17 protein-coding genes and 2 pseudogenes are annotated in these 19,707 nt (G+C 67.8%); 10 read left to right on the top strand and 9 right to left on the bottom strand.

Features of this window, described 5'->3' with window-relative positions:
- Positions 1 to 29 precede the first annotated feature (29 nt).
- Genes ftsY through GYB83_RS14305 form a run of 4 tightly spaced genes read right to left on the bottom strand, consistent with a single transcriptional unit; the run spans position 30 to position 5,666 of the window.
- Entirely contained in the window at positions 30 to 1,355 is a 1,326-nt protein-coding gene (ftsY, locus tag GYB83_RS14320; protein WP_161896107.1) for a signal recognition particle-docking protein FtsY, read from the bottom strand.
- Complete coding sequence (gene smc / locus GYB83_RS14315; RefSeq protein WP_161896106.1) at positions 1,352 to 4,960, bottom strand: chromosome segregation protein SMC; 3,609 nt, start codon at positions 4,958 to 4,960, stop codon at positions 1,352 to 1,354. Before smc ends, ftsY begins: the two co-directional genes overlap by 4 nt.
- Positions 4,961 to 4,986: 26 nt before the next feature.
- Positions 4,987 to 5,247: an acylphosphatase gene (locus GYB83_RS14310; RefSeq protein WP_161896105.1), complete on the bottom strand. Its 261-nt coding sequence runs from the start codon at positions 5,245 to 5,247 to the stop codon at positions 4,987 to 4,989.
- An 11-nt stretch (positions 5,248 to 5,258) separates the two neighbouring features.
- On the bottom strand, positions 5,259 to 5,666 hold the full coding sequence (locus GYB83_RS14305) for an OsmC family protein (RefSeq protein WP_161896104.1): 408 nt from the start codon (positions 5,664 to 5,666) through the stop codon (positions 5,259 to 5,261).
- A 197-nt stretch (positions 5,667 to 5,863) separates the two neighbouring features.
- Here GYB83_RS14305 and GYB83_RS14300 point away from each other — a divergent pair, with 197 nt between their 5' ends.
- Entirely contained in the window at positions 5,864 to 6,502 is a 639-nt protein-coding gene (locus GYB83_RS14300; RefSeq protein ID WP_161896103.1) for an SMI1/KNR4 family protein, read from the top strand.
- A 45-nt stretch (positions 6,503 to 6,547) separates the two neighbouring features.
- Here GYB83_RS14300 and GYB83_RS14295 read toward each other — a convergent pair whose 3' ends face one another.
- Positions 6,548 to 7,210, bottom strand: a complete 663-nt coding sequence (locus GYB83_RS14295; RefSeq protein ID WP_161896102.1) for a TetR/AcrR family transcriptional regulator — start codon at positions 7,208 to 7,210, stop codon at positions 6,548 to 6,550.
- A 60-nt stretch (positions 7,211 to 7,270) separates the two neighbouring features.
- Between GYB83_RS14295 and GYB83_RS14290 the strand changes: the two genes are divergently transcribed.
- A complete protein-coding gene (locus GYB83_RS14290; RefSeq protein ID WP_161896101.1) occupies positions 7,271 to 8,653 on the top strand; it encodes an MFS transporter in 1,383 nt (460 codons plus the stop codon).
- A gap of 12 nt (positions 8,654 to 8,665) precedes the next feature.
- Here GYB83_RS14290 and GYB83_RS24235 read toward each other — a convergent pair.
- The 3 genes and pseudogenes from GYB83_RS24235 to GYB83_RS14280 form a co-directional block, all read right to left on the bottom strand.
- Positions 8,666 to 8,755 (bottom strand): annotated as a pseudogene (locus GYB83_RS24235) (DNA-formamidopyrimidine glycosylase); the annotation flags it as partial.
- A gap of 515 nt (positions 8,756 to 9,270) precedes the next feature.
- The gene (locus tag GYB83_RS14285) at positions 9,271 to 9,699 is read right to left on the bottom strand and encodes an MspA family porin (protein WP_161896100.1); all 429 of its coding nucleotides are present in this window, start codon (positions 9,697 to 9,699) and stop codon (positions 9,271 to 9,273) included.
- Between the two features lie 605 nt (positions 9,700 to 10,304).
- Positions 10,305 to 10,457, bottom strand: a pseudogene (locus tag GYB83_RS14280) (zinc finger domain-containing protein); the annotation flags it as partial.
- 38 nt (positions 10,458 to 10,495) lie between these two features.
- On the opposite strand from GYB83_RS14280, the gene GYB83_RS14275 reads away from it, so the two are divergent.
- From GYB83_RS14275 to GYB83_RS14245, 8 genes are all read left to right on the top strand, one after another.
- Positions 10,496 to 11,956 (top strand): recombinase family protein, encoded by a 1,461-nt coding sequence (locus GYB83_RS14275; RefSeq protein WP_161896099.1) that lies wholly within the window; start codon positions 10,496 to 10,498, stop codon positions 11,954 to 11,956.
- A gap of 249 nt (positions 11,957 to 12,205) precedes the next feature.
- Positions 12,206 to 12,523, top strand: a complete 318-nt coding sequence (locus GYB83_RS14270) for a helix-turn-helix domain-containing protein (protein ID WP_161896098.1) — start codon at positions 12,206 to 12,208, stop codon at positions 12,521 to 12,523.
- A 919-nt stretch (positions 12,524 to 13,442) separates the two neighbouring features.
- Positions 13,443 to 13,811 (top strand): helix-turn-helix domain-containing protein, encoded by a 369-nt coding sequence (locus GYB83_RS14265; protein ID WP_161896097.1) that lies wholly within the window; start codon positions 13,443 to 13,445, stop codon positions 13,809 to 13,811.
- A 260-nt stretch (positions 13,812 to 14,071) separates the two neighbouring features.
- A complete protein-coding gene (locus GYB83_RS14260; RefSeq protein WP_161896096.1) occupies positions 14,072 to 16,066 on the top strand; it encodes a phage/plasmid primase, P4 family in 1,995 nt (664 codons plus the stop codon).
- A complete protein-coding gene (locus GYB83_RS14255) occupies positions 16,063 to 16,497 on the top strand; it encodes a hypothetical protein (RefSeq protein WP_161896095.1) in 435 nt (144 codons plus the stop codon). Before GYB83_RS14260 ends, GYB83_RS14255 begins: the two co-directional genes overlap by 4 nt.
- Positions 16,494 to 17,483 carry a helix-turn-helix domain-containing protein gene (locus tag GYB83_RS23410; RefSeq protein WP_186349786.1) on the top strand — a complete coding sequence of 330 codons (990 nt, stop codon included), beginning with the start codon at positions 16,494 to 16,496 and terminating at the stop codon, positions 17,481 to 17,483. The genes GYB83_RS14255 and GYB83_RS23410 overlap by 4 nt, the downstream gene beginning before the upstream one ends.
- 61 nt (positions 17,484 to 17,544) lie before the next feature.
- Positions 17,545 to 17,772, top strand: a complete 228-nt coding sequence (locus tag GYB83_RS14250) for a hypothetical protein (protein WP_161896094.1) — start codon at positions 17,545 to 17,547, stop codon at positions 17,770 to 17,772.
- Positions 17,773 to 17,859: 87 nt separating this feature from the next.
- Complete coding sequence (locus tag GYB83_RS14245) at positions 17,860 to 18,225, top strand: hypothetical protein (protein WP_161896093.1); 366 nt, start codon at positions 17,860 to 17,862, stop codon at positions 18,223 to 18,225.
- Positions 18,226 to 18,291: 66 nt separating this feature from the next.
- Here the strand turns inward: GYB83_RS14245 and GYB83_RS14240 are convergent, their stop codons facing one another.
- On the bottom strand, positions 18,292 to 19,635 hold the full coding sequence (locus tag GYB83_RS14240; RefSeq protein ID WP_161896092.1) for a TraM recognition domain-containing protein: 1,344 nt from the start codon (positions 19,633 to 19,635) through the stop codon (positions 18,292 to 18,294).
- Positions 19,636 to 19,707: the final 72 nt, after the last annotated feature.

Genomic DNA, 19,707 nt, shown 5'->3' with positions numbered 1-19,707 from the left:
GGAACTGCCGCGCGAAGAGGAGACTCGGCTCAGAGCAGGGCGTCGACGAACGCTTCCGGCTCGAACGGCGCGAGGTCGTCGGCGCCCTCACCGAGGCCGACGAGCTTCACCGGGACACCGAGCTCGTCCTGGATGCGGAAGACGATGCCGCCCTTGGCCGTGCCGTCGAGCTTCGTCAGCACCACACCCGTCAGGGAGACGACCTCGGCGAACACCTTCGCCTGGGTCAACCCGTTCTGGCCGACGGTCGCATCGAGCACCAGCAGCACTTCGTCGACGGGCACCTTCTTCTCGACGACGCGCTTGACCTTGCCGAGCTCGTCCATCAGGCCGGTCTTGGTGTGCAGGCGGCCCGCGGTGTCGATGAGGACCACGTCGACGCCGTCGGCGATGCCCCTGCTGACCGCGTCGAAGGCGACCGCTGCCGGATCGGCCCCCTCCTTGCCCCGAACGATGCCCGCGCCGACGCGTTCACCCCACGTCTGCAGCTGGTCGGCGGCCGCGGCGCGGAAGGTGTCCGCGGCACCGAGGGTGACCCGCCGCCCGTCGGCGACGAGCACGCGCGCGAGTTTGCCCGTCGTCGTCGTCTTGCCGACGCCGTTCACACCGACGACGAGGACGACGGCGGGCCCGTCGGCGTGCGGCAGGGCCCTCACCGAACGGTCGAGTTCGGGATGCAGCTGCTCGACGAGGATCTTGCGCAGGGCCGAACGCGCGTCGTCCGCGGTGCGGACCTTGCCGGCGGCGAGTTCCTCGCGCAGCCGCTCGACAACGGTGGCCGTCGCACCGGTCCCGAGGTCGGACATGACGAGCGTGTCCTCGATCTCCTCCCACGAGTCCTCGTCGAGGTCGCCCGCACCCAGCAGACCGAGCACGCTCGCGCCGATCGCGCCCTGCGAGCGGGACAGCCGTCCACGCAGCCGCGACAGGCGTCCCGCCGTCGGCTCGATCTCGTCGAGGACGGGCTCGGTCGCCGTGATCTCGGGTTCCGGTTCGGGCTCGACGACCTCGGGCTCGGTCGCTTCCGGTTCAGCGATCTCCGGTTCGGCGATCTCGGGTTCGGATGCCTCGGGTTCGGACGCGGAGGGTTCGGGTTTCGGCACCTCGGGCGTGGGTTCGGGCTTCGGGGCCTCGAGGGTGGCCGTGCCGCCTTGGCTGAAATTGAACCCCGACTGCGCCTTGTAGTCGCCGGACTTGTCGACCTGCCGCGTGACGCCGTCGGTCGGCGCCATGTCGCCGGGCTTGTCGGTGATCGAGATCCGTCGCCTGCGGCTGATCACATAGCCGGTGAGCCCGATCAGGGCGACCAGCGCGATCACTCCGACGATGATTCCGATGAGGACTTCAGTTGTCACGAGGACTGTGCCTTTCCATTGGCCGTGGGGAGATCGACGCCGCGGAGGCGTTGGGAGATGACTTGCGTGATTCCGTCGCCGCGCATGCTCACACCGTAGAGGGCGTCGGCGATCTCCATCGTCGGCTTCTGGTGGGTGATGACGATGAGCTGCGACTTCTCGCGGAGTTGTTCGAACAGGCTGATGAGCCTGCGGAGGTTGGCGTCGTCGAGGGCCGCTTCCACCTCGTCCATCACATAGAACGGTGACGGCCGCGCGCGGAAGATCGCGACGAGCATGGCGACCGCGGTCAGCGACTTCTCCCCGCCCGACAGCAGCGACAGACGTTTGACCTTCTTGCCGGGCGGACGAGCCTCCACCTCGACGCCGGTGGTCAGCATGTCGGACGGATCGGTGAGGACGAGTCGCCCCTCGCCGCCCGGGAACAGCGTCGCGAACACCTGCACGAATTCCTTCTCGACGTCGGCGTACGCCTCGGTGAACACCTGCAGGATGCGGGCGTCGACGTCGGCGACGACGTCCAGGAGGTCGTCGCGCGCCTGCTTGACGTCTTCGAGCTGCGTCGACAGGAACGTGTACCGCTCTTCGAGCGCCGCGAACTCCTCGAGCGCGAGCGGGTTCACCTTGCCGAGCGTCGTGAGGTCCTTCTGCGCGCGTTTGGCGCGGATCTCCTGCGTCTTGCGGTCGTACCGCATCGGCGCGGGCGCGACGACCTGCTCGCCGCGTTCCTTCGCCTGCTCGTATTCGCGCATCTCCAGCTCGGACGGCGGCATCGGCACATCGGGCCCGTATTCGGCGATGAGATCGTCCGGCGACATGGCGAACTGGTCGAGGACGTGCTCTTCGAGCTGCTCGATGCGCAGTTCCACCTGTGCGCGCGCCACCTCGTCGCGGTGCACGGCGTCCTTCAGCTCGTTCATCGTCGCAGTCAGTTCGTCGACGAGGCGGCGGAGTTCGTCGGTCTCGGCGGTCCGCGCCGTGCGGATCGCGTCGAGCTCGTCCCGTCCGCGTGCGGCGTCCGTCGCGGCCGAGGCGACGGCGACGGCGAGGTCGTGGCCCACCTCGACGACGACGCTCGCGACACCGGCCGCGTACCTCCGGTTCGCGTCCTGCTGTTTGAGGCGTTCGCGGTTGGCCCGTTCGTTGACGGCGGCGCGGCGCAGGCTGTCGGCCTTGCCGCGGATCGATCCGAGTCGCTCCTCCGCCGTACGGAGTGTCAGGCGCGTCTCGACCTCCATCGACCTGGCCGACGCGACTTCCGCCGCGGCCGCCTCCCGCATGCCGCTGTCGAGGTCGCCGATCGTCGGGTCGTCGTGCTCGTCGAGGGCTCGGGCGAGCCGCTCCTCGACCTCGGTGAGCGCGGTGAGGTTGTCGGCCCGTCCCTCTTCGACGAAGCGCCGCTGCCTGGTGAGCCGGTCGGCCTCGTCGCGGGCGGCGCGGACGTCCGACCCGAGCCGTCCGAGCTGCTCATACGCCGCGCCGACGGCCGCGTCCGACTCGTTGAGCGCGGCGAGGGCGCCCTCCGCCGCGTCGCGCGCCTCGGATTCGACCGACTGCGCCGCGGCCAGCTCCCCCAGGACGCGCTCGACGGTGGCGCGGGCCTTCGCGAGGTCGTCGGTCGCGGTGTCGACGGCCGACTGCACCTCGAGGGTCGACGGCCGCTTGGACGACCCGCCTTCGACCGAGGCCGACGACACACGGTCTCCGTGCGCGGTGACGGCGACCAGCCCGTGGTCGGCGGCCAGTCGCAGGCCCGACGCCGCGTCCTCGACGACGACGACGTCGGCAAGCAGCACGTCGACGGCCCCCGCGATGGTCGCGGGTGCGGTCACCACGTCCCGAGCCCAGACGACTCCGTCGGGCAGTGCGGGCCGCGACCGTCCGGCACGCTCGGCGAGGCCTCCGACGATGAGGGACGCCCGTCCGCCGTCGCCGCCGCGCAGGGCGTCGAGCGCGCGGACCGCGGTGAGTCCGTCGACGGTGGCGATGGCGTCGGCGGCAGGGCCGAGGGCGAGCGACACCGCCGTCTCGTAGCCGGGCTCGACGACCAGCAGGTCCGACAACGGGGCGAGGAGTCCGTCGGCCGCGTGCTCCTGCAGCCAGGCCCCGCCGTCGCCGCGGTCGAGCCCGACCGCGAGCGCGTCGATGCGGGCGGTGAGCGAGGCGATGGAGTGTTCGGCGTCGCGTTCGGTCGCCCGGAGCTCGGCGACGGTCGCCGTCGCCGACTCGAGTGCGGCCACGCAGCGTTCGTGATGTTCATCGAGGCTCGCCTCGCGCGATTCGAGTTCGGCGGTCGCCGCGGCCTGCTCGTCGATGAGGGCCTGCGCGGCGTCCGCGCGCTGGTGCGCCGCTTCGATGCCCTCGGTCAGACGCGACGTCTCGGCGTCGACGGATTCGACCTTGGTGCGCAGGTTGGCGGCCTGGCCCTCGAGCCGGGCGAGCCCTTCGCGGCGGTCGGCGACCGCTTGGACCGCGGCCATGTGCGCCTTCTCCGCGGCCGACGCCGCCTGCTCCGCGGCCTGCAGCGCGGCGGTCGCGTATTCGAGACGTTCTGCGCCCTCTTCGACGGCGAGCGTGTGCTCGGCCTCGGTCATCGCCGCCTCTTCGGCCTGCAGTTCGAGCGTCTCCGGGTCGGGGCCGGATGGCGTCGCCGACGGCTGCGACAGATGCGCGGCGCGTTCGGACGCCACCCGCCGTGTTCCGTCGACGCGCTCGGCCAACGTCGACAGCTGGTGGTAGACGCGGGCCGCCTCGGATGCGGCGGGCGTGATCTGGGCCAGATGCTCCTGGGCCGCGGCGAGCGCGGCGGTCGCCTCGTCGAGTTGTGCCGCGACCTCGTCCTGCCGTTCGCGGATCACCGATTCGAGAGTGTTGTGCTGGACCATCTCCTCGCGACGCATCACCAGGTCGTCGGCAGCCAGACGCAGTCTCGCGTCGCGCAGATCGGCCTGCACCGTGGCCGCCCGCCGGGCGACTTCGGCCTGACGTCCGAGCGGTTTGAGCTGGCGGCGCAGCTCCGCTGTGAGGTCGTTCAGTCGCGCGAGGTTCGCGGCCATCGCGTCGAGCTTACGGACGGCCTTCTCTTTGCGGCGGCGGTGTTTGAGGACACCCGCGGCCTCTTCGATGAACGCCCGCCGGTCTTCGGGCTTGGACTCGAGGATCGCCGAGAGGCGGCCCTGTCCGACGATGACGTGCATCTCCCGTCCGATGCCGGAGTCGGAGAGGAGTTCCTGCACGTCCATGAGTCGGCAGGAGTTGCCGTTGATCTCGTATTCACCCGCACCGTCGCGGAACATGCGGCGGGTGACCGACACCTCCGAGTAGTCGATAGGCAGCGCACCGTCGGAATTGTCGATGGTGAGAGTCACTTCGGCACGACCCAACGGCGCACGACCGGACGTTCCGGCGAAGATGACATCGGCCATCTTGCCGCCGCGCAGGGCTTTCGCGCCCTGCTCCCCCATCACCCACGTGAGCGCGTCGACGACATTCGACTTGCCCGACCCGTTCGGCCCCACCACACAGGTGATGCCGGGTTCGAATCGAAGCGTCGTCGACGACGCGAACGATTTGAACCCTTTGAGGGTCAGGCTCTTCAGGTGCACGACGCCTGAGTTTACCCGCGGCTACCTCAGCGTTCGACGAAGGACGTGTGGTCTCCGCGCGCCGGGCCGAAATCCTCGACGACCACGTCCACCCGCCCGGGCGTCTGTCCCGACCGCAACGCGGCCAGCAGCGACTCCAACTGCGGCGCGGGGCCTTCGGCGACGACGTGGACCCGGCCGTCGACGTGGTTGGACGCGTAGCCCACGAGCCCCAACTCGAGGGCCTTCGACCTCGTCCACCAGCGGAAACCCACTCCTTGGACGTTTCCGTGGACCCACGCGGACATTCGCTGCACGGTCAGTCGGTCTCGATGGACAGGTCGACCTGCGCGCCGGCCTTGATGGTCCGTCCGACGGTGCACACCTTCTCCACGGCCCGTTCGACGACCACGAGCAGTCGTTGTGCGGCCTCGGGGTCGAGATCGGACAGGTCCACCTCGAGAGTCTCGGACAGCACCGGGTACACCTCGTTCTCCCGGTCGGCGTCGCCGGAGACTCGGACGGTGGCGTCGTAGTCGTCGCCGAGGCGCCGCGACAACGGCTTGTCGGACGACATGCCGGTGCAGCCCGCAAGCGCGATCTTCAGCAGTTCGCCCGGCGTGAACACGCCCTCGACGTCGGCGGACCCGATCAGCACCTCGGCGCCGCGGGAGCTGTGGCCCGTGTAGCGGCGGGTTCCGGTGCGTTGCACCCACAATTCGGTCATGGCGGTTCCGGCTCCTTCGTCGTCGCGTTCGATCGTCCAGCCTATCGACTCCGACCAACACATCCGCCGGGCGGTCGATTCCCTGATTCGTCGGGGCCGCGGCGGGTTTCGCGTGATCGGGCTTAGACTCGCCGCATGTGTGACGTGACCCGGCTCTGCGGAGCGCCCGCCCATGACCGGCTGCGGGCGGGGACCCGATGACGGTCGACGCCTACCTCGCGGGCGTGACGGCCCGTCTCGCCGAGATCGACCTCGACGAAGCCGTCGACGCGCGCGACTCGCTCCGCCACGCGACCGGCGCGACGGCCACCGACCTCGAGCGCCTGCGCGCTGTGTACCCGGCGCGCCCCGACGCCCTCGTGGAGTTGCTGAGCCGGATCGACGGCACCTATTGGCGACGGTACGGCGACCACGAGGTGTCCGTGCTCATCCTCGGCTCGGATGTCGGCGACTACCCCTACTACCTGCAGTCGACGGCGCAGATCGTCGACGCCGCCGACAACGGGTACAGCATCCGCGATGTGTACGGCGATCAGCTCGACGAATGGCTCCCCGAAGGACGCGGCGCCGACCCGCGCCACGGGTACCGCGACGACCGGATCGACCCCGACCTGCCGATGGGCCGCCGCCTGCACTTCGCCGACTGCATGAACAACGGCGGGACGTCCCAGCTGTACATCGACTTCGATCCCCTGCCCGGCGGCACGGTCGGGCAAGTCGTGCGGTACCTGCACGACCCGGACAGTTACCTCGTCATCGCCGACTCGTTCGAGGCGTACCTGCGTGCGCAGATCGACGGCGATTTCGCGTTCCTCGGCTACTACGCCGAGGAATGACGTCGTCAGCCGTCCGCGCGTGAGCCGCTCTCGCGTCGCGGCCGGTCACTTCTCGGTTACGGGGCCGAACAGCCCGTGCATCAGCGCCGACAGGCTCGCGGCGAAGTCCTCCTCGGTGGACGGCCGTTCGTCGAGCGTCGCGCTCGCGCGAAGGTCGGGCAGGGCGTCGCGCGGCATCGCCCCAAGGAGATCGTCCATCCGGCCGTGCGACAGCGGCGTCCCTTCGGCCCGCTGCCGCAGGTGGGAGAGCACGCTGCCGAGCGTGAGGCTCCAGAGCGCCCGGTAGGCGGTGAGCGCGGCCGCCCGGTCCCCGGTGAGACGGTACGTCGCGCCCATCACCGCGTCGGTCAACAGCAGCGCACCGCGACCGATCCGCTGCGGCCGGATCAGCGCCTCCGGAACCCACGGATGCGCGGTCAGCGTCACGTAGAGCGTGGTCATCGCCAGTCGGATGCATGCGCGGGGCTCCTCGGGGAACACGATCGACGCGAAGGGTTCGGCGATCGCGTCGAGTGCGAGTGCGAGCAGGGTCTCCTTGTCGTCGACGTGGCGATACAGCGACATCGTCGTCACCCCGAGGTCGCTCGCGAGATCCTTCATCGTGAGGCCGTCCACGCCCGCGTCGTCGAGTCGGACGAGAGCCCTCTCGACGATCTGATCCCGGGTGATGCTGGGCGGACGACCGCGGCGCGGCGTGCTCTGACGCATCCCCGCATTCTGTCAGACGACCCTTGCGGCGATCCTTAACTAAGTCTAGCCTAATTATTTATGTTACTTGCTACACAAAACAGGTCGACCCGGGTTCCCCTGCTGCTCGCCGGACTCTCCCAGTTCCTCGTCGCCTTCGACGCGTCGGTCACCAATGTCGCGCTCCGCGCGATCCGAGACGACGTGCACTTCAGCCCTCAGGGCCTGTCATGGGTCGTCAACGCGTACGCGATCGCCTTCGGCGGACTGCTCCTCCTCTCGGGGCGACTGTCCGACCGGTTCGGCCCGCGGTCTTTGCTCAGGTTCGGATTCGCGCTGTTCACGGTCGCGTCGCTGGCCGCATACCTGTGCCATGAGCCGTGGCAGGTGATCGTCGTCCGGGTGCTGCAGGGTGTGGGCGCGGCCGCTGTCGCGCCCGCTGCGATCACCTCGGTGGCCCTGACCTTCCGCGAGCCCGCTCAGCGCGCACGGGGATTCGCGGCCATCGCCATCGGAGCGTCGGTCGGCGGCGCCGTGGGCGTCGTCCTGTCCGGAGTGATCACCGATGCTCTCGGATGGCGCACGGTCATCGCCTGCGGGGCGGTCGTGTCCGCGGTCGGACTCGCAATCTCGTACGCGGCGCCCGGCCCGCTCGACGGGGCCGACCGCCGCACCGACTGGGCGGGAGGCGTGCTCGCCACCGGCGGCCTGACCGTGCTCACGTACGGGATCGTCACCGCCACCGACAACGGGTGGGGCAGCGCCCGCACCATCGGGTGGTTCGCGGTCGCGGCGTCGCTTCTCATCGCCTTCGTCGCGGTCGAGCGGCGGACCGCGGTGCCGCTCGTCGACTTCCGCGTACTCGGCAGCCGAGAAGTCCTGATTCCGTGTCTCGTCCTGGCCGTCGTCGTGGCGGGGCAGTTCGGAGCCTTCTACTTCGTCTCGCTCTACCTGCAGATGGGGTTGGGCTACTCCGCCACCAAGACGGGCGTGGTGTTCCTGCCGTTCTGCTTCGGCACCGTGGCCGCGGTTCGGCTCGCAGCATGGCTCGTGCCCAAGGTCGGTGCACGACGCGTGGTCGCCGCCGGAACCGCGATAGCGACGGTCGGATTCCTGCTGTTCGCACCGCTGCCGACGGACGGCGGCTTCCTCACCGCGATCCTGATCCCGTCACTCGTCACCTCGGTCGGGATCGGGATGGTGTTCCTGCCGTTGCCGAACGTCGCCACCGCCGCGGTTGCGCCTGCGGCCGCGGGCATGGTCTCCGGCCTGCTCAACACGTTCCGTCAGGTCGGCGGAGCCCTCGGCCTCGCGATCCTGGTCACCGTATCCGCGGCCGTGAACAGCGGCGCCGACGTCCTGCCCGGCTACCGCGCCGCCCTGTTCGTCAGCGCGGGCCTGGTCGCCGCCGCGTGCGGTATCGCGTTCTTGCTGCCTGCGAAGAAGCCATCGACCACCGGTTGACCACCGCCGAGCCTACCGGCGGACCCGCGGGGCCTTCTGGCACGACGGACAGTAGAACGAGCTCCGGTTCATGAAGTGTTCGCCGAGCATCAGGCCCCCGCATCACCCGGCCGCCGACCGAGGTCGAGGACCTGCACACCACCGATCAGCCGCCTGCAACAACCTAGTGACCGGGTACATCTAGTTCAGCTCCCGTTCCATCGCGAAGAACTCGACGCCGCTCAGACACGATGGCCCACAGCCAGCATGACAGAGCTGAGACGATGATGAATGGTGCAGACCAGCCTGGAAGTAGGCGCAGGATCGCTGCACTCGAGGAATTGTCCACTGCCACCAGAATCAGCCCGCCGACAAGCACCGTGAGTCCGCTCGCCACCAACCCCGTAAGGACTGTCCGCAAGATCGGCGTTGCAGACATCCAGCTAGCCGGCAGTAGACGCTCCGTTCCCGACCAGAAGGCCAGGAATGCAACGGCGGGCAGCCCCGGCCACCACGCCAGCATCAGAGGGAAGATCATTGCGGTGACTGCCGCCCCAGAGTAGCTGGTGTAGTACGCGAGACCTGCCACCAATGCAGGCGGAACCGCAGCCCACCATCGGCGCAGGGTGCCTGCCGTACTAGTACGCGAGAGCTGTGACACCATTTCCTAGGAACTCTCCCCACACAAACTCGGCGGCTCGCTCGTTGAAGTAGTCCGGAACCGGAGCGATCGCCGGCGGATAGCTGATCGACATCTGCGCCGTCGGACCGCCAGCGATACCCACATTCACCCCGTCCATCTGCCACTGGCACGACACCTGGAACCCGGTCGACAACACCGCGGCATCCACCGGCGCACTCCCGGCGTCGGTGATCGTCGCCGACCCACGCAGGTCCAGGAACGCCTCGTACGAACCGAGGCCGCGGCTGAGCGCCGGAACGCTCTGAATTTGTTCGCTGGACTTGGTCAGCGACACCTTCCACCCGCCGTCGGATGTTCGGGTGATCGTCTTGTCCTTGTACGTAGACGCGGCGGCGGGCCCGACTTCACCAGTATCGGCAATCACAGCGCTACTAGCGAGAACGACGGCCGCGATACGCGCATGAACTCCCCCTCCACGACGCCTATACGCCGCTGAAGAAAATCAGACAAGCAGGGACAAGACCCCTGTCTGCCAACATTTCCGCAGCTGATATATCTCGTATCCTACTAGAATAGGACATCTACGATGTTAGCAACTAGCTGTAAACTTGCCCCAGCGTGTTGTGCATCACATGCTCCTAGGGGCCTCCGGCTCAACCGCACTGAGGCTGGAGCAGCTGGGTCATCAACCAGCAAAATCCGACCAGCTTTGTCTTGACAGCACAGAACAACAGATGACAACGCGACGAGCGCCCGCTGACGCCGTCGGCACGGCGCACCAATCGCTCCACGCATCGGACACCCGAGGTGACCGGGCGTCTGTTCCGATGGACTACGAGGAGAAAAGATCGTCCACTGTCACATCTCGTGCCCACTCATCCGACAAGGCTGGCGGGAACGGAGACGTCCTCGTGAAGCGACCTCGTGACGAGCGGATGTCGGTCGCCGAGGGCACGATCGCGCTCTTTGGAGGAGCTGGCAACGCTCATCCTGGACTCGTGAAAGACGTCGGCGATCGCGTCGAGATGATCAGCGCCTACCCCGCGGCGGCGGCTGACACTTCGGGCAGAAGTGAGAGCCCCGGTTCATGAACTGCTCACGCACGATGAGCGTTCTGCACCTCGGACAAGGCAGGCCAGTTCTGCCATACGAACTCAGCGATCTGTCGAAATACCCTGACTTCAACAGTATTAGACATTCATAGCCTACAGTGTCCTACTATGACCGTCGCCGCTGCATACCTCCGCGTCTCGAAATCCGATGAGGATGATGACGAGTCACTGTCCCTGGAGACGCAGCGGCGCCGTATCCAGGCGCTTTGCACTGCCAGAGAGTGGGAGTACGGCCCCGAGTACATCGACGACGGCGTCTCGGCGACGAAGGCTCGCGGTGACAACACCGCGTGGTCGACCATGCTCGACCAGGTCGGTTCCGGGGCGTTCGACGTCATCATCGCGCGCGATCTCGACCGCCTGCTCCGGACATTGGAAGACCTCGTGAAACTGATGGAGCGAAAGGCGCGCATCGTCACCGTCGACGGCGAGATCGACCTCACGACAGCAGACGGGGAGTTCCGGGCGACCATGCTCGCTGCGGTGGCCAGGTTCGAGATCCGTCGCAAGTCCGAGCGGGCCATCCACGCGAACGAGACGAGAAGACTCAAGGGCGAGCCGGTGCTGCGGGCGAAGATTCTGGGGTTCGCCGCCGACGGCATGACGCAGGTTCCCGACGAAGCCGCCGCGGTCAAGAAGGCGTTCGAGGACTTCGTCACCGGTAAGAAGATCACGCACATCGCCCGTGACCTGAACGCGCTGGGCTACACCAGCTCGAAGGGACGGGAGTGGTCGAATGCGAACATCCGATCACTGCTGGGGAACGCGCGGTACAAGGGCGTGCTGACCAAGTGGGAACCCGATGCCGACAAGCGCAAGGCCACCGGATCGGCCGTCCAGGACTTGACCTATGCCGGTGCCTTCGAGGCGATTGTGAGCGTCGACGTCTTCGACGCCGCACAGAGCAAGCTGAGGGCGCCGGAGCGCCGTCGGGCGTGGGGCACAGAGCCGCGGCATTTGCTGTCGGGCCTGGCCTACTGCGGGAAGTGCGCCGACGACAAGACGAAGGTCTACACGTCGTACTACCAGCAGCGCCCCCGCACGTTGAAGTCCGGCGAGGAGCGAACGTACGAACCGGTGCGGCTGTACGCGTGCCTCGCGCACAAGCACCTGTCGCGCAATGCCCAGAACGTCGAAGACTACGTCGTCGGAGAGTGGCTACTCCCCCGGCTGAGCCGCGCCGACGCCCGCGACCTGTTCGCTCCACCGGAGGAGGCCGGCGTCGACGTCGGGAAGCTGCGCATTGAGCGTGCCGTGGTGAGCGAGAAGATCGACGGGCTGGCTGCGCTCTACGCCGAGGGCGTGTTGAACGGCGACGGCGTCAAGCACGAGTCGGTCAAGCTCCGCGGTCGGCTCAACGAGATCGACGCCTTGCTGACACCACGGTCGACGAACCCCGGCCTGACCGTGGTTCAGGCCGACGACGTCGAGGCTGCATGGCATGCGCTGGACACGGCGCGACAGCGGATCATCCTCAACGAAGTGCTGACCGTGACGATCCTGCCCAGCAAGAGGGGTGCGAAGGGATTCGACAAGAAGCTCATCGACGTGCGGTTTCGGTCCGACTAGATCCGGCTACGAACGGCTACACTCGGACCATCCCGGCAGATGCCGGGTGCGCCGCTGTTCGACGGGGTGGCATCCCACGAACAGTAGAGATGTTGCCAGGCCGCCTCGGTAGTGGGACCACCGCCACGATGACCGAGCGGCAAGAAGTGGTGGAGCGCGACCGACGCGGTTCGGTCTAGCAGCGGGAACTCCCCCGGCAGGGGCCCGGCGAAGGGTGCGGGCGCTCGACCTCCGAAAGGAGGCGGGCCGATGCTCGCCGTTGCAGATCCCACCCAGTTCACCCTGTCGCTCGCCGAGGCGGCGACCCGTAGCGGTTACAACGAGCGCCATCTGAGGCGACTCAAGGACGCCGGCCGGCTGCCGGCGGCCAAGCTCAAAGGCGCGCTGCGTTTCCGTCCTGCGGACGTCGACGCGCTCACCCGGCCTCGCATCGCCGATGCCGAAGCCGAGCACGAACAGCTGGTCGCCGCGATCGTGGCCGCCGCGCCGGCATTCAGCCCCGCTCGCCGGGCCGCCATCGAGGCGGCACTGAGGGGTGCGGAGCGACAAGCCGCGACGCGCACGTGAGGCGTGCCCGACTGCGAAGCCGAGAACGCCCCACCGGAGCATCCGGTGGGGCGTTCTGCTGTTCCGTGACCGTGGGAGCGAGTGTGGTGCTGTCGACGCCGTTGGGGCGGGTGGCATGGGTGGGCGTTGAGAACGGCCTGTTTACACCACCCCTGCTCCACGACTGTCGAAAGCCAGGTACTCGGAACGGTGGAGCGTGACCGTGGGAGCAAGTCGAGAGCTGTCGACGCCGTTGAGATGGGGCACCTGGGTGCGAGCATCGAAAGTGTTCCCGGTGTTCCCCTGGTGTTCCCTTCGGTGTTCCCTCATTTTTGCAGGTCAGGAACGCTAAATCTGTGTAGGGAACACCGGGAACACTATTTTGAAGAAGTTCTATACGCGAGAGAATAAGAGATGGGAAGGAGAGCGCCGGTGCGGATCGTTGTAAGCAGCTATACAAAGGTTTCTGGAAAAGTGTTCCCGGTGTTCCCGGTGTTCCTTAACGCCGTGACCTGCGGAAACGCACCCAAAGCGCGGAACATAGAAGGGAACACCGGGAACACTTTTTGGCCGTAGAGCGTTCCCGAGGCGTTAATCCTCTGCGAACTGCCACCTTCCGACGGCGTTTCGGCAGTGCGGAGTTCACCGGTTGCACACCGATTGACGCTCGGGTTGTACAGGGTTGCACACCGATTGACGCTCGGGTTGTACAGGGTTGCACACCGATTGACGCTCGGGTTGTACAGGGTTGCACACCGATTGACGCTCGGGTTGTACAGGGTTGCACACCGATTGACGCTCGGGTTGTACAGGGTTGCACACCGATTGACGCTCGGGTTGTACAGGGTTGCACACCGATTGACGCGCGGGTTGCACTGGTTACGCGGGTTGCCTCGGTTTGCATGAAGTTCTTGCGTTGGGTTATAATTGCGGCAGCCTGGTGACCCACATCAACAGCGCCTATTCCGGCTTGGTAACCCGGATGCGGCGCAGATTGGTGTGCATTGATATGTCCAAGGCAACTCTGGGTAACCCCCAGGTCGAACCCTCTGAATCCCTCATCGCTGAGCTGCGTGGCGCGCTCCAGGCGATTCCTCCCGCTGAGCGTCCGGCTCCGGATCGTCGTGCTGACTTCACGGCCCGCGAGGTCGCGGATCTCGCCGGTCTGTCGATGGCGACGATCCGGCGTGAGGTCCGTTTGGGTCGCCTGGAGGCGGTCCGAGACGGCCAGCGCTTCGCGATCCCGGTGTTCTCGTACGTCCGCTGGCGCGCAGCGCGCCGACGCCCGGTCGGGGGTGCACAGGGATGACGACCACAGCAGAAAGCCCCGCAGCAAAAGGCGGGGCTCCTGAGATCAAGGCCTTGGCGGGTACCGGATCTGGTACTGATGATACCGGCGCCGATACGGACTCGTCCAGCACCGACATCTTCGACGCGCTCGACCTCGCGTTCGAAGCCATTCAGGCCGAACAGCAGGCCCAGTCACAGGCTGACTCCTCTAACGCGTCGAAGGCAGAGAAGCCAGCGACAGAGGAACCCGCCGACTCGGGTGACAACGGGCGGACGCGGATGACCCCTGCACAGATCAAGCGCGAGAACCGTCGCGAGCTCACCTCCGACGAACTCGACCGGCTCGCCGAGGACGGCATCCCCCGCTCCCGCCTGGACCCGGACAACCGCAAGTCCAAGCCGTACGCCGCGTCGTTCGACACGATCGTCGATGTCGTGACCAAGCGGTTCCTGAAGCCGACCACCGACGCCGGGCGCTCCATGATCGACAATATGACGCCGCAGGACCTGCGCGACAGCCTCCTGGGGCGCATCAACGAGGCCATCACCGCCGAGAACGGCCACATCACCGAGAAGCGCACGGTGCACCGCGGTGTCTATCGAGGCCTCGATCGCCTCGGCTTCGTCCAGATCGCCAAGCTGGTCGCCGCCCAGAACCGAGTGGTGCTGGTCAGGACGAAGACGGGCGGGAGCCTGTCCACGGCGCTCCTGGCCTTCTACGACAGCGATCCTCGGTCTGAGACGTACGGCACGTACCGCAGTGAGCCGGTGGAGTGGGCGGCGTTGATCAACCGCTACCAGGAGGGCGTGCTGCGAAAGGAGCAGGAGGAAGTTATGTCCCATCTGCGCCTGATCGCGCAGCCGGCGCTCAGGGCGACGAACAGGGACCTGATCGCGGCGAACGACTGCATCGTCGACTACAACGGCGGGCATCCCAAGCGCATCGAGTTCAGCCCCGACTACATCTTCCTGTCGAAGCTCCCGATTAAGTGGAACCCAGCCGCCGAGAATCCGGTCATCACCATGCCCAAGGCCTGCACCCAGGGCCACCCGCTCTGGGTATGCGGACACAACCACCCGAGCAAGGCCGTGTGCACCCGCGACCACGACGACGAGTGCCCCGACGTCCCCGAGTGCGACGACACGTGCCTGGAGGCCCAGACCTGGGACATCGAGTCCTGGATGCGCGACCTCAACGACGAGACCGACCCCGGCTTCTCCGAGGTCCTCTGGCAGGTCATCGGCGCCGTCGTCCGGCCGTACGTGAGCTGGAACAAGTGCGCCTGGTTCGTCTCGGAGAAGGGCAACAACGGCAAGGGCACGCTCCTGGAGCTCATGCGCAACCTCGTTGGCTTGGGCAACTACGCGTCGATCGCGCTGGCGGATCTCGGTCGGGACTTCATGCTGACGAGCTTGCTGACTGCCAGCGCGATCCTCGTTGATGAGAACGACGTGGGCTTGTTCATCGAGAAGTTGGCGAACTTCAAGACGATCGCCACCAACGATGTCCTCTCGATCAATGTCAAGTACCGCGACCCGATCGAGTTCCAGTTCTTCGGGTTCATGGTCCAGTGCGTCAACGAGGAGCCCAGGACCAAGGACAAGTCGGGCTCGTTCTACCGGCGACAGCTGTTCATGCGCTTCCGCAAGTCCTTCACCGGCATGGAGCGCAAGTACATCAAGGACGAGTACCTCAAGCGCGACGACGTGCTGGAGTACGTCCTCAAGCGCGTGCTCACCGCCGAACTGACCCCGACGTACTACGACATCGAGCAGACAGCAACGATGGTCGCTGACCAGAACGAATACAAGGTCAACAACGACCCGGTCCGCCAGTGGTGGCTGGAGTTCCGCGAGGAGTTCGTCTGGGACCTGCTGCCCTACAACTTCCTCTACGACCACTTCAAGGCCTGGATGGAACGGTTCAACTCCGCCAGCAAGCCGATGGGCGTCACCAACTTCAAACGGGAGCTGCTGTCGCTCGTGGACGAGGAACCCGGTCTGTGGTCCTACCCGGACGTGGGTGCGGACGGCAAGCAGCGGCGGCCGAAGCCGGGTATGTGCATGTCCCTGCCCGAGCCGCTGATCGTGGAGTACGACCTGACCAACTGGCTCAACTGCAAAGCGCCCAAGAACGCCTCGATCAGCACCCGGGCGACTCTCGATGCGAGCCAGTTCAAAACGCGATACGCCGGTCTGGAGCGAGTGAACTCCGCACCCGGATCCGTCGCCGCCCGCGCGGCCGCTGGCTTCCTCCCGGAGGTGACCCGATGAGCCGACTCACTCTCCGCGACCGGCTCGTGCTGACGTCGTCCGTGCTCGTCGGCGTCGGCATGGCCGGTGCGCTGAACGTCCTGTCCGCGCTGGGCGCCGACGGCGGGCCGAGGGTCCCTGCGTCGTTCCTCTGGGGCTTCTGGCTCCTCTGGTCGGCCGCGGTCCTGGCGACTGCGATCGTCTCCGTCCACGCCCTCGACCGGGCTCTCCACGAGCGTCGCCCGTTGCCGTGGTGCATCGCCGGGGCGTTCATCGTCGCTGCGACGGCGGGCCTGGTGACGCTGGTTCCCGGCTTCGTCTCCGGCGCTTCCCTGGCGGGCTACCGAGGTTGGCTCTCGGTGACTGTGGCCGCCGGGGTCGTCGCCTACCTGTTCGCCATTGCCCTCATTCTGGGCTCCCTGTCCGACACCGCCGAGGAGGCGAACCGATGATCATCAACCCGTTCAACCTCGACGAGGGCACCGAGGCCTACGGCTACCGCTACTACTTCGGCGTCCTGGTCGCCTTCGTGGCGCTCTCGGTGGCCGGCAACGTCGCCTTCTTCATGGTCGAGAAGATCCCGCCGATCGTCGTGGCGGCGGGCCACGGCGCTCCCCCGGTCGTCTTCGCTCTCATGGTTCACCTCGGCCTGACCCTCTCGACGTCCTTCGCCGGGTCGGTCCGGCGGCCGGGGCCGCGGGCACCGCGCGAGCGTAGCCACGTCGACCGGGCGTCGCTGGCGCTCGTCGGCGTCCTGGTGCTCTCCGTCGCGGTGGTCGCCGGCATCGCGCTGGTGGTCAGCTTCACCGGCCTGGAGGGCCTGGCCGCACGGATGGGTTGGGGTACGTACGCGTGGACCCTGCCGGTGCTACTGGACGTCCCCGCCGGGGTCGCCACCATCGGCGTTCTGATGGCGATGCACGCGATCAAGGCAGACGCGCTCGCCGCGTCGACGGTCTCGGCTGACCACCCCGCGGACCACGTTGACCACCCCACTGACCAGACGGACCACCCCGCGGACCACCCCGCTGACCACGGACCAGTGGTGTCACTGACCACGGACCAGCCTGGTCCGTCGGTGTCATACGCGCAGGTCACGCCCGTTGACCACGGTCCGTCGACCGAGGACCTCGACGAGGTCTTCGAGCACCTCGTCGCCGAGCTGGACGACCGGCCGTGTGACAGCGACGAGGGGCCCGCGGACCAGACGGACCACCCCGCGGACCACGCTGACCGGTCCACGGACCAGTCCATGGACCGGCTCGCCGAGCTGGTCCGCGAGGAGCTGGGCACCGCCGTCGATGTCGAGCAGATTGCCCGGGCGTTGGAGTTGAAGGCCGGCGGGGCTAGCTTGCGGGCGATCGGCGCTGAGGTCGGCGTCAGCCACAACACGGTCGGTCGATGGGTCTCCTGCGCCGCGGACCTCGCGACGCAGTAGGGCGGGCGCACAGCGCCCGCCGGGCCCCGCCCGGGGCCGTCGGAGGAGGAAGGAGAGGTAGGTGGAGATCCCAGGGATGAGCGCGGCGCCGTCGTTGTCTGACCGGCTCGACGCGTCGCGGAACCGCCCGGTGTGCGCGGCGTGCACCGAGCCCGCGATCGCGACGTTCGAGTTCTGCGACGCGTCGAGCCGGTTCCCCGTGTGGGGCCGGACGAGCGCGTGCAACGACCATTTCAACGAGCTGATCGACGAGGTGCAGGGCCTCGAATACGTCAAGTGGCTCGACTGAGCCACGCAACAGATAGGAGGAGCCATGGCAGAGCAGGAGAGCCCGGAGCAGCGCGAGCGCCGCGAGCGGCTGGAGGCGGCCAACGGCGTGAGCCGTCGACGCAGCCAGCTCGACGACGCCCGTGCCGGACAGACGGGCCAGGGCAAGCAGCTGGACACCAACAAGGTGCGTGAGATCCGCGCCGACCTCGCCGCCGGCGGCGACAAGGCCGTGGAGCGGCGCCACGGGAAGGGCGCCCTCGGCTCGGCCGAGGCGCAGAAGGCCAAGGCTCAGCGGTCGAACGTGCGCAAGCACGAGTCGCGCCTGCGCGAGGCCAGCGCCGAGCGGGCCGGCAGCGCCAAGGGCAGCCCGGTGCGGGCTGACCAGGCGCAGAAGGCGCAGCGGGCCAAGGAGAAGTTCGTCGCCCGGGAGCGAGAGGCGAGGGCCACCTCGGCGGTCTCCCGCGGACGGTGACGGCACAAGGAAGAACCCCGGCAACCATCTGGTTGCCGGGGTTCTTTTGCGTTACGAGGCGGCGGGTCAGGACGCGACCTCGTAGCGCAGCTCGGAGACGTCGACGAGGTCGACGAGCAGGCCGGCCTCGGTGCGCTGGCCTGGGTTCTCCCCCGGGCGCGTGCCGCGCAGCAATCGACCCTGGTCCCAGGTCTTCGGCAGCAGGTCGGCGCCGTGCAGGACGTCGCTGATCTCGCTGCTCTGCGAGGCCTTCCCGAGGTGGTCGGTGCTGACTTTGTGGCGCTCGGTGCGCCCGGCCGCCCAGGCGGCGCGTTCGAGCATCTCCCGCTCGTCGGCGCCGACCAGCAGCAGCATGGCCGGGAAGACCGACTGCAACTCCTCCATGCCCTCGCGGCCGCCGTAGCGACGGGCGAACTGTTTGGTGGTCTGCACCGCGGCCAGCACGGCGATGCCCATGGCGCGCGCCTCAGTGACGACGACGGGGAGCTTGGGCCAGGGCATGGTGTTGCACAGCTCGTCGACGGCGAGCAGCAGGTGGGGCAACCTCTTGCCCGCGGGGCGGGTCTGCCCGCGTCGCCAGTGCTCGGTGATCGCGTCCACGCAGCCCACGGCGGCACCGGCGGCCACGCCGTCGGCGGGGGCGACGATGAAAAGCGTGCTGCGCGGGTGCTCCAACATTGCAGGAACGAACGCGCGGTCCCCCTCGCCTCCCACGACCGTCGACCGCCACCACGGGGCCAACGCCGACTTCATGGTGATGACGACACTGTCCCTCATCTTCGCGTCGAGCGCGCCTGCGGAGGCCAGCTCGGCGGCAAGCATGGCCGAGCCCATGGTGGTCAGCCGAGCGATCGCGTTTGCCCAGGTGGGGACCAGGAACTCGTCGTCCTCGGTGTCGTCGTCGTCGGCTCCGGTGTTGCCGACCGCGTCGCGCGCCCAGGCGATGCCGTCGCTGCCGGCGGCGCGCAGCAGCGCCGCCAACGGCGCGGTGGCGAGGGTCTCCCAGAACGGGTCGCCCTTGCTGGTCCCGGCGCCGGCGGTGCCTGCCTTGATGATCGCCCCGGCCAGGTCGATCGCGGCGTCGTCGTCGGAGATCAGCACCGTGGGGTCCATGACCACGCGAGCCGCGCCGTCCGGGAGCATCGAGTCCGGCACCTGGCCGGAGAGGTCCAGGACGTACGTCCGGCCCTTCCCGCCCCAGTTCAGACGGTTCTCCAGGGCCAACTCGATCAAATCCGGCTTCGAGCTGACTGCCACGGCGGGCCCCTGCCACTGGAAGATCGCCGGGACGAGGACCCGGCGGCTCTTGCCGACGCCGGACGGACCGGAGACCAGCAGGTGCGGCCCGGTCTGCGCGGGCTCGGCGTCGATGAAGCCGCCGAACGGGGTCGGCGGGGGGACGTAGGCCATGGGGGCTCCTCAGTGCGTGTGATGTGGCTCGGTTACTTTGCCGTACTTACAGCACTACAATACTACCTGGGG

This window comes from Gordonia spumicola (genome assembly GCF_009932475.1).
Taxonomy (GTDB): Bacteria; Actinomycetota; Actinomycetes; order Mycobacteriales; family Mycobacteriaceae; genus Gordonia; species Gordonia spumicola.
The sequence above is the reverse complement of the archived record's forward strand: the minus strand, read 5'-3'. Positions and strand labels throughout refer to the sequence as shown.